The 12,745-nt window shown below is 59.7% G+C and carries 10 protein-coding genes; 4 read left to right on the top strand and 6 right to left on the bottom strand.

Annotated features, from left to right (window positions below):
* Positions 1-152: 152 nt before the first annotated feature.
* Both L904_RS18520 and L904_RS18515 read right to left on the bottom strand, forming a co-directional pair.
* On the bottom strand, positions 153-524 hold the full coding sequence (locus tag L904_RS18520; protein ID WP_035261012.1) for a hypothetical protein: 372 nt from the start codon (positions 522-524) through the stop codon (positions 153-155).
* A 212-nt stretch (positions 525-736) separates the two neighbouring features.
* Positions 737-1,369, bottom strand: coding sequence for an outer membrane protein (locus L904_RS18515; RefSeq protein ID WP_035261014.1), 633 nt, complete (start codon positions 1,367-1,369; stop codon positions 737-739).
* A 441-nt stretch (positions 1,370-1,810) separates the two neighbouring features.
* Here L904_RS18515 and L904_RS18510 point away from each other — a divergent pair, with 441 nt between their 5' ends.
* Together L904_RS18510 and L904_RS18505 are read left to right on the top strand one after the other, a co-directional pair.
* Entirely contained in the window at positions 1,811-2,263 is a 453-nt protein-coding gene (locus tag L904_RS18510) for a hypothetical protein (protein WP_035261016.1), read from the top strand.
* A gap of 211 nt (positions 2,264-2,474) precedes the next feature.
* Positions 2,475-3,035 carry a dual specificity protein phosphatase family protein gene (locus tag L904_RS18505; RefSeq protein ID WP_035261022.1) on the top strand — a complete coding sequence of 187 codons (561 nt, stop codon included), beginning with the start codon at positions 2,475-2,477 and terminating at the stop codon, positions 3,033-3,035.
* Between the two features lie 133 nt (positions 3,036-3,168).
* Here the strand turns inward: L904_RS18505 and L904_RS18500 are convergent, their stop codons facing one another.
* Positions 3,169-4,416, bottom strand: a complete 1,248-nt coding sequence (locus L904_RS18500; protein WP_035261018.1) for an AGE family epimerase/isomerase — start codon at positions 4,414-4,416, stop codon at positions 3,169-3,171.
* Positions 4,417-4,608: 192 nt separating this feature from the next.
* Between L904_RS18500 and metH the strand changes: the two genes are divergently transcribed.
* Positions 4,609-8,382 (top strand): methionine synthase, encoded by a 3,774-nt coding sequence (gene metH / locus L904_RS18495; RefSeq protein ID WP_059762621.1) that lies wholly within the window; start codon positions 4,609-4,611, stop codon positions 8,380-8,382.
* Between the two features lie 69 nt (positions 8,383-8,451).
* On the opposite strand, the gene L904_RS18490 is transcribed toward metH, so the two are convergent.
* Positions 8,452-9,783 carry an MFS transporter gene (locus tag L904_RS18490; RefSeq protein ID WP_035261261.1) on the bottom strand — a complete coding sequence of 444 codons (1,332 nt, stop codon included), beginning with the start codon at positions 9,781-9,783 and terminating at the stop codon, positions 8,452-8,454.
* 78 nt (positions 9,784-9,861) lie between these two features.
* A complete protein-coding gene (locus L904_RS18485) occupies positions 9,862-10,638 on the bottom strand; it encodes an AAA family ATPase (protein ID WP_035261258.1) in 777 nt (258 codons plus the stop codon).
* A 332-nt stretch (positions 10,639-10,970) separates the two neighbouring features.
* Here L904_RS18485 and L904_RS18480 point away from each other — a divergent pair, with 332 nt between their 5' ends.
* Positions 10,971-11,612, top strand: coding sequence for a hypothetical protein (locus L904_RS18480; protein ID WP_035261255.1), 642 nt, complete (start codon positions 10,971-10,973; stop codon positions 11,610-11,612).
* 44 nt (positions 11,613-11,656) lie between these two features.
* Here L904_RS18480 and L904_RS18475 read toward each other — a convergent pair whose 3' ends face one another.
* The gene (locus tag L904_RS18475; protein WP_035261253.1) at positions 11,657-12,700 is read right to left on the bottom strand and encodes a zinc-dependent alcohol dehydrogenase family protein; all 1,044 of its coding nucleotides are present in this window, start codon (positions 12,698-12,700) and stop codon (positions 11,657-11,659) included.
* Positions 12,701-12,745 lie beyond the last annotated feature (45 nt).

Here is a 12,745-nt window from a genome sequence, read left to right as displayed (position 1 = left end):
TTGGGATGTTTCGCGACTCTTCGCGAGCGCTCTTCTGTCACGTCTGAGGCGTGATCTCTGCTATGCCGATGGCAAAGTCCGGCTGCGGAATGAGTGCGCCGGAGCCGATCCGGCGTGCCGATGGGGCAAGCCGGATCGAGAAAGCTTTAATGTCAGTTACAGACCCGCATACTTTCCGTATGCCAGCCGCCGTCATAGGAATTGGGCACGCGGCGGTCTTCGAACCAGCAGCGGGGGCGAGGCGGCGGTGGCGGCTCGTAGTAGCGCGGGCCGTTGTTGCTGTTGGCGATGGCGCCGCCGATCAGGCCGCCGATGACGCCTGCGGCGAGGCCGCCGGCAATCGCTGCGCCGTCATTGTGGCGGCGGTGTTCGCGGTAGGGCGGCGGGGGTGGGCCGCCGCGGTCGTAGCCACGGTCATAGCGGGGGCGATAGGGATAGTCCTGCGCGGCAGCGGTGCCATAGGATGCAAAAATGCTGCCGGTGGCGACCAGCGCGGCAATAGTGGAAAGAATTATCTTTTTCATCGGGGCTACTCCATAAGCCTGCTTCGGGAGATAGAGGCTCATTATGCCCGGATCATGGCACGGGACGGGTGAACGGCCTGTGAATATTCCATTTCTGCACAGTTCATATTTTTCTGATGTCAGAATGTAAGAATTTGAGCCGGTTCAGCCTTTCAGTAACGGAAAAGCCCGGCGGTTGGCCGGGCTTTTTTGTCGAAATCGATTGGTCGCGATCAGAACTTCACGCCGAGACCGACCTTCACAGTGTGCTGGTCGACATCGGTGTTGATGCCGAAGATGTCCTTGTCGCTATAGTCGTTGTAGCGATATTCCAGCCTGCCGAACACATTGTCGGTGAAGGCATAGTCCAGACCCGCGCCAACGGTATAGCCGTTGAAGGTGGTGCTGTCCTTGCCGGCGCCGGGCGTTTCGATGAAGCCGCGTGTCGCGGTCCAGCCGGCGGTGGCATAGAGCAGGGCACGGTCGAAGGCATAACCCACACGGCCGCGAACGGAGCCCTGCCAGTCGGTGCCGATTTCGGTGCCCGCATAGTCGTTGTCGTTCCAGTTATAATCGACATCGCCTTCGATGCCGAGGACCAGATTATTGTCGAACTGGTAATTGTAACCCACGAAGGCGCCCAGAATGCCGCCGTCGAAATTATCCGAGGCGACCGGGCCGCCCGCCGAAAAATCGCCATTCGCCCAGCCCGCGCCGCCTTGAATACCAAGATAGGGGCCAGACCAGGTGAAGACGGGCAGGGTTTCCTGCGCGACCGGAGGTGCGGGCGTTTCGTAGACGGCATCCGCGGCCATTGCGGTGCTGGCCGACAGGGCCAGGAGTGACGTTACGATCAGCGTTTTCATCGTTTTTCTCCCTGAGCTGACTGACATCCATAGCATAGATTAGCTGCTTTTAATATGGGTCGGGGTTCGGCGGTTCCAAGAGGCGCTCGTGTCCTCCCGGCTTTGCTGGCCGACTTGCCCCGGATCGCGGCTTTTTATCGCCCCGCCATGCTGTTCTGATGCGGCGAACGTCTTTGGCCGTGTTTGGTTCCCTTCGCCGTTTCGTCGAAAGTCCGGCAGGGCGGCTGGCCGACGTCACGCTTGGTTGTCTTGACAGCGCAGGGCGCGACCATAGAGTTGTGGTAGACTATGGCGGTGCCGGTGTTTTTCGCTGCATTGCCGGCAGCATAAGCTGCGGTTGAGACTACACCTGCGACTTCCCGGTGAGGGGATCGTTGCGGGCGGAAAGGGCATGGGAGGAAGAGATCGCATGAGGCTTTATTTTAGCGGAGGAGGGGCGACGTGATTGTCGGAGCCGTTCTCAGCGCCATTCTTCTTCTCACCCTCATTGCATTTCCGCGGCATCTCAAATCCGTCGTTATCTGCCTGTTGCTGATCTGGACGGCCACCGCCGCCTTTGTGATTTATGACTGGTGGCGCGGCAACCAGCGGCTCGACCATATCGTCGCCCGCGCCGTATTCGATGCGGCCTGCCCGGATGCGGCATTGCCGATCCGCGTCAGCTTCCGCAACGACAATAATGTCGCCGTACAGCGGCTGACCTATACGCTCGAAGGGTTCGAACCGGCCTTCCGTGCCTCCGTTTCCTTCGATCCCTATCAGGTGAGCGAAAGACGGATCGAGGCCGGGGAGACTTTCTCGGCCTGCCGGGCGTTCCGGATGCGCAACAATGAAAGGGTGGAGCCGCAACGGCTGGAATGGCGCGTCACCGTCATTTCAGCGGAATTCGACTGAGCGGTTCGTGCGACGGCCGGTTATCACGACATTTTGAAAATTTTCGTGCCGGTGAGCGGCGGTCGGAAAATCCCTGCATCACAGCGGTTTCAGGCGGATCGGTGAACTCCTATCGTCCGCACGGGAACCGGCTGGGGCAGTCGCTGACTTGTTTTCGTCCATTTGCGATGCCATCTCCCCCTCCATTCGATGAATGTCGCGGGTTGATGTTTTGCGTATTGTTCTGAAGTTTCTGAAAATAACCGCCATCGGCCTTGTCGCCCTGCCGGTTCTGGCGGGTGCGCATATGGGCATAGGCCAGCTCACCGGAAATTTTCACGAAGTCATTCCCGGAGAGCTTTATCGTTCGGCCCAGCCGAGCGGCAAGGACATCGCGGCCTATGCCAAGGCTTACGGCATCAAGACGATCATCAACCTGCGCGATGAAAAGCGTGAAGGCTGGTATGATGCCGAAAGCCTTGCGGCCAAGAAAAACGGCATCCGGCTGGTCGATTATCCGCTGAGCTCAAGCGAAAAGGTCTCGGTGGAAGATTCGGAAACGCTGGCGGCCGTGCTGCGCAATGCGGAAAAACCTGTTCTCATCCATTGCGAACATGGCGCCAACCGCACGGGGCTCGCCTCCGCCATCTATGTGGCCGCCGTGGCCGGCAAGAGCGAGGCGGCCGCAGAATTTCAGCTTTCGCCCTATTACGGGCATGTGCCGATCCCGGGTATCGGGCGTTATGAAATGTACCAGTCCTGGGACGATTTCGAAGAAACCATCGGGTTTTGAGGATTGCTATATACGCGGCGTCATCCTCGGCCCTGTGCCGAGGATCCAACCACGTTGCGTTCAGCGGATAGGTTGCAGATGCTCGGGACAAGCCCGAGCATGACGGCAGAGGGGCTATTGGCCGCAGCGCGCCTCAATAATCCCCGCCGCTTTCCCTGATCACCTTCGTCAGGCTTCCCGTCGCCGGGAAAAGCGGGATGAGGCAGGCCTGCAGCGCGTGGTAGATATCGCCCTTGCCGGGGAACAGCGTGTGGGCGGGAACCAGATCTTCCGTCAATTCCTCGTGCCAGCCGCCATTCTCATGGTCGATGAAGTTGTTGGCGATGGTGCTCCAGATGCGGCGATAGCTGTCTTCATAGAAGTTGTCCGCCGGCAGGTTCTCGTTGAGGAAGTGGGCAGCGCCCGCCGCCTCGGACATGGGCCACCAGAGCTTGGCCCGCTTGTCGGGATTGTCGTTCCAGTCGAGCGTATAAAAGAAGCCGCCCTTTTCCCGGTCCCAGCCGAGCGCCATGGATTGCACGAAGAGCGATTTTGCGGCCACCGGCATCCAGTCATGGCGGCGTTCTCCCAGCACCCATAATTGCAGGATGAGGCGCGCCCATTCCAGCCAGTGGCCGGGGGTGGAGCCGGAGGGGCGGAACATTTCGTTGCCGCGATACTCCTTGTCGAGCGTCCAGTTCTCGTCGAAATGCTCCGGCACGCGGAAATCCAGCTCGCCGGCGCGGCGGCGGATGACGAGATCGGCGATGCGCTCCGCCTTGCTGAGGTAGCTATTGTCGCCGGTGACCTCATAGGCGGCCATCAGCGCTTCCGTCAGGTGCATGTTGGAGTTCTGGCCGCGGTAATTCTCGATGGGCGACCAGTCGCGATGGAATTCCTCGGCGATGGCGCCGTGTTTTTCTTCCCAGAAGCGGGTTTCCAGAACCTCGGTAATATCGGCCAGCATCCGGTCGGCCAGCGGGTGGCCGACGGTCTTGGCGGAAGAGGCGGCGAGAAGCACAAAGGCATGGCCATAACCCTGCTTGTTGGCGTCCACAGGGCCGGCATCGTTCACCTGCCAGAAATAACCGCCATGCTCGCCATCGCGGTGCCTGTTCCAGAGATAGGTCATGCCGTGGTCGACAATATCGCCGCAGCCCGGGCGGCCAAGCAGGTGGCCGATGGAGAAGCAATGTACCATGCGGGCGGAAGCGTGAATGCCGCGCACGGGGTCGTTTGGCTGCAGCGGCGCGCCTTTGGCATCGAGATCGAAGAAGCCGCCGGCAGGGTTTAGGGCACGATACTGGAAGAAATCGAAAAGTCCCTCGGCCTGTTTTACCAGCCATTGGCGATGCCAGGGCAGGGTGTTCCAGTTGCGGCTGTTGTGATCGTCCTCGGGCATTCTCGTCCTCCATGCGGTTTGCTGCTTCGGCTTATATCCTTGCCGTATAAACCTGTCATCTGTCAGCGATATTTCGTAACGTGCTGCAACTGCGCAAAGCCATGCCTGTCCCTTGAAGATATATTGACATAAACATATCTTTATGTGACTTGACGGCTTGCGATCTTGCAAATCGAAATGAGGAGTGTGCCCGTGTTTGACGATCTGTTCGGCCCTGAAGGGGCAAAGCGTGACGGCGCGGAAATTTTCAAGGCGTTGCGCGATGCCGCCAGCGAACGCATCCTCATTCTCGACGGCGCCATGGGCACGCAGATCCAGGGGCTGGGTTTTGACGAAGACCATTTTCGTGGCGATCGTTTTATCGGCTGTGCCTGTCACCAGAAGGGCAATAACGACCTTCTGATCCTGACCCAGCCTGATGCCATCGAAGACATCCATTACCGCTACGCCATGGCGGGTGCGGATATTCTCGAAACCAACACGTTTTCGTCGACGCGCATCGCACAGGCCGATTACGAGATGGAAAACGCCGTCTACGACCTCAACCGCGAGGGTGCCGCGATTGTCCGCCGCGCCGCCCAGCGCGCCGAGCGCGAAGATGGTCGCCGCCGTTTCGTGGCGGGCGCGATTGGCCCGACCAACCGCACGGCCTCGATTTCGCCTGACGTCAACAATCCCGGTTTTCGCGCCGTCAGCTTCGACGATCTGCGCATCGCCTATGGCGAGCAGATCGATGGCCTGATCGACGGCGGGGCCGATATCATCCTGATCGAGACGATTTTCGATACGCTGAACGCCAAGGCGGCGATCTTCGCCTGCGAGGAGCGTTTCGAAGCCAAGGGCATTCGCCTGCCGGTGATGATCTCCGGCACGATTACCGACCTTTCCGGCCGTACGCTTTCCGGCCAGACGCCATCGGCCTTCTGGAACTCGGTGCGACACGCCAATCCCTTCACCATCGGCCTGAACTGCGCGCTGGGTGCCGACGCCATGCGTCCGCATCTGCAGGAATTGTCTGACGTGGCCGATACCTTCGTCTGCGCCTATCCGAATGCCGGCCTGCCAAACGAATTCGGCCAATATGACGAAACGCCGGAGATGATGGCGCGCCAGGTTCAGGGCTTTGTTCGTGACGGTCTCGTCAACATCGTCGGCGGCTGCTGCGGTTCCACACCGGAGCACATCCGCGCGATTGCGGAGGCTGTCAAAGGCTACAAGCCGCGCGAAATTCCCGAGCACAAGCCGTTCATGTCGCTTTCGGGCCTCGAGCCTTTCGTGCTGACCAAGGATATTCCCTTCGTCAATGTCGGCGAACGCACCAACGTCACCGGCTCGGCCCGTTTCCGCAAGCTCATCACCGCTGGTGATTATACGGCGGCTCTGGCTGTCGCCCGCGATCAGGTGGAAAACGGTGCGCAGATCATCGACATCAATATGGATGAGGGCCTGATCGATTCCGAAAAGGCGATGGTGGAGTTTTTGAACCTCATCGCCGCTGAGCCGGATATTGCCCGCGTGCCTGTGATGATCGACTCATCCAAGTTCGAGATCATCGAGGCCGGCCTGAAATGCGTTCAGGGCAAGTCGATCGTCAATTCCATTTCGCTGAAGGAAGGCGAGGAGAAGTTTCTCCAGCAGGCGCGGCTCGTCCATAATTACGGTGCGGCGGTCGTGGTCATGGCCTTCGATGAGGTCGGGCAGGCCGATACTTACGAGCGCAAGGTCGAGATCTGCTCACGCGCCTACAAGCTCTTGACCGAGAAGGCGGGCCTGTCGCCGGAAGACATCATTTTCGACCCCAACGTCTTTGCCGTTGCGACCGGTATCGAGGAACACAATAATTACGGCGTGGATTTCATTCAGGCCACCAGAACCATCCGCGAAACCATGCCGCTGACGCATATTTCCGGCGGCGTTTCCAACCTGTCCTTCTCCTTCCGCGGCAATGAGCCAGTGCGTGAGGCGATGCATGCCGTGTTCCTCTACCACGCCATTCAGGTCGGCATGGATATGGGCATCGTCAATGCCGGGCAGCTTGCGGTTTACGACAATATCGATCCGGAACTCCGCGAGGCCTGCGAGGACGTGGTGCTGAACCGCCGCGACGACGCGACGGAACGGTTGCTGGAGGTCGCGGAGCGTTTCCGTGGCACGGGCGCCAAGGATACGAAGGTTCAGGACCTTTCCTGGCGCGAACTGCCCGTCGAGAAGCGGCTGGAACATGCGCTGGTCAACGGCATCACCGAATATATCGAGGCCGATACGGAAGAGGCGCGCCAGCAGGCTGCCCGTCCGCTGCACGTCATCGAAGGGCCGCTGATGGCCGGCATGAATGTGGTCGGCGATCTCTTCGGCTCGGGTAAGATGTTCCTGCCGCAGGTGGTGAAATCCGCCCGCGTGATGAAGCAGGCGGTTGCCGTGCTGCTTCCTTACATGGAAGAGGAAAAGCGCCTGAATGGCGGGGCGGAGCGCAGTGCCGCCGGCAAGGTGCTGATGGCCACCGTGAAGGGCGATGTGCACGATATCGGCAAGAACATCGTCGGTGTCGTTCTCGCCTGCAACAATTACGAGATCATCGATCTCGGCGTCATGGTGCCGACGACGAAAATCCTTGAAACGGCGATTGCCGAAAAGGTGGATGTGATCGGTCTTTCCGGCCTTATTACGCCTTCGCTGGATGAGATGGTGCATGTGGCGGCCGAAATGGAGCGGCAGGGTTTCGATATTCCGCTGCTGATCGGCGGCGCGACGACGAGCCGTGTGCATACAGCGGTGAAAATTCATCCGCGTTACGAGGCGGGGCAGGCAATCTATGTCACCGACGCCTCGCGCGCGGTTGGCGTCGTGTCGGCGCTTCTCTCTGCTGAACAGAAGCCTGCTTATATCGACGGCATCCGCAGCGAATATGCCAAGGTGGCGGAGGCGCACGCCCGCAATGAGCGGGAAAAGCAGCGTCTGCCGCTGTCCCGCGCCCGTGAGAATGCGCACAAGATCGACTGGTCGGCCTATAGCGCCGTCAAGCCGCAATTCTTTGGCACGAGGGTGTTCGAAACCTATGATCTGGAAGAGCTTTCCCGTTACATCGACTGGACGCCGTTCTTCCAGACCTGGGAATTGAAGGGTCGTTTCCCGGCCATTCTCGATGACGAAAAGCAGGGCGAGGCGGCGCGGCAGCTTTACAGCGATGCGCAGGCGATGCTGAAGAAGATCATCGAGGAAAACTGGTTCCGGCCGCGGGCGGTGATCGGCTTCTGGCCGGCCAACGCCGTGGGTGACGATATCCGGCTGTTCACGGATGAAAGCCGCGGCGAAGAGCTTGCGACCTTCTTCACACTGCGCCAGCAGCTTTCCAAGCGCGACGGTCGCCCGAATGTGGCGCTGTCGGATTTCGTCGCGCCTGTCGATAGCGGCGTTGCCGATTATGTCGGTGGCTTTGTGGTGACGGCGGGCATCGAGGAAGTGGCGATTGCCGAGCGGTTCGAGCGGGCGAATGACGATTATTCGTCAATCCTCGTCAAGGCGCTGGCCGACCGTTTCGCGGAAGCCTTCGCCGAGCGCATGCATGAGCGGGTGCGCAAGGAGTTCTGGGGTTATGCGCCGCAGGAAAACTTCAACGGCGATGAGCTGATTGGCGAGGCCTATGCCGGCATTCGCCCCGCACCCGGCTATCCGGCCCAGCCCGATCATACCGAAAAGAAGACGCTGTTCGCCCTGCTCGATGCCACCAATGCGGCGGGTGTGGAGCTGACGGAAAGCTACGCCATGTGGCCGGGCTCCTCCGTCTCGGGCATCTATATCGGCCATCCCGAGAGCTATTATTTCGGTGTCGCCAAAGTGGAGCGCGATCAGGTTCTGGACTATGCGCGCCGCAAGGACATGCCGGTGGAAGAGGTGGAGCGCTGGCTCGGTCCTGTCCTCAACTACGTGCCGACGAACGGCGCTGAGGAAATCGACAGCGCTGCCTGATGTTCGGTGTGCTGCCATTCAATAAAAAAGCGCGGGTCTTGCCCGCGCTTTTTGCATTCATTGGGTTGTTTAAGACCGTAACGCTGCCAGTTCTTCGATGCCGACATGGCTCTCCACCTCGCTGCCGCGCAGATAGAGATAGAGGCCGATCGCGAAGGCGAGGACGGCGATGAAGACCAGATACCAGGCATGGGCCATGGGGTTGACGGCAAGTGCGGTCGTCACGCCAATCGGCGTCAGCCCGCCGAAGACGGCATAGGAGACGTTATAGGCGAAGGAGAGGCCGGAGAAGCGCACCGAGGCCGGGAAGGCGCGCACCATGACGTATGGCACCGCGCCTGCCATGCCGACCGAAAGGCCCATGACGCCGTAAAGCACGAACATGGTTTGAAGCGATGTGCCGGCATAGCTGTAGAAGGTGACGGTGGCGATGCCGAAGAAGATGCTCGCCCCCATGAAGAAGATGCCGGAGCCGATGCGGTCGATCAGCGCGCCGGCGATGATGACGCCGAAGATCAGGAACAGCGTGCCGAAGCTGGTGCCGGCGAGCGCCTGTGTCGGGGTATAACCGTAGAGCTTCTGCAGGAAGGTGGCCGTCATCAGCGTCGTGACGACGATGGCGGCCGAGAGAACCCAGGTCAGCAGGGCGGAAATGACCACGCCGCGCATATGGTGCTTGAGCACCAGCCCGAGCGGCAGCTTGTCCGTCAGCGATTTCGACTTCTTCATCTCGGTGAAGATCGGCGTTTCTTCCAGCCAGCGGCGCAGATAGACGGCGATGAGGCCGAAAATGCCGCCGAGCAGGAAGGGAATGCGCCAGGCGTAACCGGCCACGTCCTCCGGTGTGAAAAGCGAGTTGATGGCGAAAGCGATCAGCGATCCCAGCATGATGCCGAAGGAAAGGCCCGATGTGAGGAAGCCGCAGGCGAGGCCAACGCGGCGGAAGGGCACATGTTCGGCAACGAAGGTCCATGCGCCCGGCACTTCACCACCGATGGCCGCGCCCTGCAGCATGCGCAGGATGATGAGCAGGATGGGGGCGGCCACGCCGATGGTGGCATAGGTCGGCATCAGTGCCATGCCCAGCGTGGAGAGCGCCATCAGCAGGATGGAGAAGGCGAAAACCCGCTTGCGGCCATAACGGTCGCCATAATGCGCCAGCACGATGCCGCCCAGCGGCCGCACCAGATAACCCGCGGCAAAGATGCCGAAGGTCTGGATCATCACCAGCCAGTCCGGCATTTCCGGCGGGAAGAACAGATGGCCTATGACGGTGGCGAAAAATACGAAAATGATGAAATCGTAAAATTCCAGCGCGCCGCCGAGGGCCGAAAGGCCAAGAGTTCTGTAATCCTGACCGTTGAGGGGCCGGGCTGCCGCCGGTGTGGTGGTGGGAGACATAAGGCTGCTTCTTTTCTAAATTACGTATTACTTATGGGCATGCGGCAAGCGCGGCGCGATTTCAAGCCTTATCGACGCTCAATCGCTCAGGTATTTCGAGGGACGATCAAGAAAGCGGCGCAGGAAACTGATGTTTTCCAGCTCGTCATAAAGGCGCTCGGTGATGCCGTCCGCGTCGAAATGATAGATGGTCGCCTCGGGAATGGCCAAAAGCACCGGCGAATGGGTGGCGATGATCAATTGTCCGCCACTATCGGCGGCGTCGCGGATAAGGGCTGCCAGTTCGAGCTGCTTTTGCGGCGAGAGCGGGCTTTCCGGTTCGTCGAGAAAATAGAGGCCGGCGCCGTGCAGCCGCTGTTGCATGATATCGAGAAATCCTTCGCCATGCGAACGCCGGTCGATGACATTGTTCCTGACGATCCTGCGAAACGTATCCGGGGTTTCTTCCGGAAAGTCTTCGCCCTTCTTGAGCGCCTTTTCCCGCTCCCAGCGAAAATCGTCCAGCGCGTTCTCGTTCTGCCGGCGGATATAACCAAGCACGTCTTCCGCGCGCATGAACATGCGGATTTTCGGATATTTCTTGCGGGCGAAATAGAAGGACTTCGCCACGGTCTCGGCATGCTGAAGGTAGAGGTCGCCGGCAACCTGGCCGTGATTGCCGATGGCATAGGCCGTCATTCCCGCCGCCAGCCCTTCCAGCAGCGTCGATTTGCCAGAGCCGTTATTGCCGGCAAAAAAGGTGATCGGCGTCTTGAATTCGAGGCGTTCCAGATGGCGCAGCGCCGGAACGGAGAAGGGATAGTCGTCTCTTCCGTCCGGGGTCTCTTTCATGGTTACGCTGTCGAGAAACAGCATGTCGCGTTCCTTGTATCTAATCCGTCATGTTCGCCGACGTTGCGCTCTGTCGCATCATCGTGGCGTTATGCTAAAAGCAATCGCGTGTGATTGCGGCTTAACGTGGGGCGCTGTTCGCGCCAATGGTTTGCAGCGTCGGCGGAGATACGTCATGCCGCATCTTTCGAATTTCATTTTATTATAAATTAGCACAGTTAATTCCTGTAATAAATCTATCAATATTAGATATATTCAATATATATCTTAAATTTAAGATGTTATCGTAAGTATAAATCTCAAATTAATTTAGTAATGCCAGTTGTTGTCATTCTCGTTGTTGTTGGAGAGAGTGAATGAAGCATATTGCGCTTTTTTCGGTTGGGTTTCTATTTTCCGCGATATTCGTGAGCGAAGCTGAGGCGCGGAAGTCCCGGTTTTTTGCCATCCCCGGATTCGGCGGCGGCGAGACAATCGATCTCGTTTACGATCTGCCGGATAACGAGCCTTTTCTTCGCGACGGGGAAGCATTCGACATTGGTTATCTCAACAGCGGGGATAGGAGCGGTTATGTGCTGTATCGCGGCGAGCGGTACAGCAGGCTCAGCGATGCGGATATCGTCAGGCTGAAGGCGACGCTTGGTTTTGATCCGACGACAAAAGACCGCATGGAGCGGGCGGCGAGGGGCAGCGACGCGCCCTGGAACCTCGTTATTATCATAGCGGTCGCAATTGCTGGTATCTTTGTGCTTGTTCACAAGGGCATGCAGCTGGTGCGGTGGATTTCGCGATTGGCGACGACCTCCGCAATTGCGGGAAGTAAGCGGCAGGAGGAGGACACCCCCGACCCGCTGGAGGTCCGCAAGAAACAGCTGGTAAACCGTCAATGGAGCGATAGCCAGACGGATCACGCGGCGCGTATCCCGGCAGCATCGCCGGCCCATGCGTCTGCCCGAGGAACCACGCCCGTCCGGACATTCGGACGCAGGAGCGCCTGAGCGGTGTGAAATCCCTAAACCTCAGACGGTCTCGGGAGCCCGCACTATTCGAACCGGTCGATGATGCTGATGCCGCTTTCCTTAAAGCTGTCCATGGCGGGCAGGGCGGTTGCTGCCTCGGAAAGCGTGATGTGGCGGCCGATCAGCTTTTCCGGCGCGAGCCTGCCGCTTTCGATCATCGCCAGCATGTCCTCGTAACGCCACGCCTGCATGCCGTGGCTGCCGTAAATCTCCAGCTCATGCGCGATCACCCGCGCCATGGGAATGGCGGGCATGGCGTGATCGGCCAGCATCAGCCCGATCTGCACATGGCGGCCGCGCCGACGCAGGTTGCTGATGGAGTTGCAGCAGGTCTGCGGGTGACCGAGCGCATCGATCGAGACATGCGCGCCGCCACCCGTCACTTCGCGTACCGCCTCGGCAACATCGGCAACCGAGCGGCTGTTGATGGTGGCGGTCGCGCCCAGCTGCCGCGCAAGTTCGAGCTTGTCTTCCGCAATGTCGATGGCGACGACCTGCGCGCCGAGGCCGGCGCCGATCATGATGGCGGAGAGGCCGACGCCGCCGCAGCCATGCACCGCCAGCCATTCGCCACCCTTCAGGCGTCCCTGATCGGTCACGGCCCGGAAGGAGGTGGCGAAACGGCAGCCGAGGCCGGCAGCGGTGGCGTAACTCATCGTATCAGGCAGATGCACGAGGTTCTGGTCGGCATAATCGATGGCGACATATTCGGCGAAGGAACCCCAATGGGTGAAGCCGGGCTGGAACTGCGCCTCGCAGACCTGCTGGTTGCCGGAGCGGCATTCATGGCAATGGCCGCAGCCGGAAACGAAGGGCACGGTGACGCGGTCGCCGGTCTTGAAGCGGGTGACGTTTTTGCCGACAGCGGCGATCACGCCTGCGAATTCATGGCCGGGAACATGCGGCAGGCGAATATCCGGGTCATGCCCCATCCAGCCGTGCCAGTCGCTGCGGCAGAGACCTGTCGCCTTGACCTCGATGACCACGCCGCCATCGGTCGGTTCCGGATCTGGCAGGGACGCAACAACCGGGGTTTCGCCGAACAGTTCGTAAAAAAGCGCGCGCATCATGGCCTCACATGGTTGGTATGCAGGTTCGAAGTCATACCTGCT

This window comes from Agrobacterium sp. LY4, from assembly GCF_001526585.1.
GTDB classification, from domain to species: domain Bacteria; phylum Pseudomonadota; class Alphaproteobacteria; order Rhizobiales; family Rhizobiaceae; genus Agrobacterium; species Agrobacterium leguminum.
This window is presented reverse-complemented; position numbering and strand designations above follow the sequence as displayed.

Bases quoted from the DNA above. Each gene is read 5' to 3' on its own strand.
- L904_RS18520 (WP_035261012.1), bottom strand. From the start codon at position 524: ATGAAAAAGATAATTCTTTCCACTATTGCCGCGCTGGTCGCCACCGGC.
- L904_RS18515 (WP_035261014.1), bottom strand. From the start codon at position 1,369: ATGAAAACGCTGATCGTAACGTCACTCCTGGCCCTGTCGGCCAGCACC.
- L904_RS18500 (WP_035261018.1), bottom strand. From the start codon at position 4,416: ATGCCCGAGGACGATCACAACAGCCGCAACTGGAACACCCTGCCCTGG.
- L904_RS18490 (WP_035261261.1), bottom strand. From the start codon at position 9,783: ATGTCTCCCACCACCACACCGGCGGCAGCCCGGCCCCTCAACGGTCAG.
- L904_RS18485 (WP_035261258.1), bottom strand. From the start codon at position 10,638: ATGCTGTTTCTCGACAGCGTAACCATGAAAGAGACCCCGGACGGAAGA.
- L904_RS18480 (WP_035261255.1), top strand. From the start codon at position 10,971: ATGAAGCATATTGCGCTTTTTTCGGTTGGGTTTCTATTTTCCGCGATA.
- L904_RS18475 (WP_035261253.1), bottom strand. From the start codon at position 12,700: ATGCGCGCGCTTTTTTACGAACTGTTCGGCGAAACCCCGGTTGTTGCG.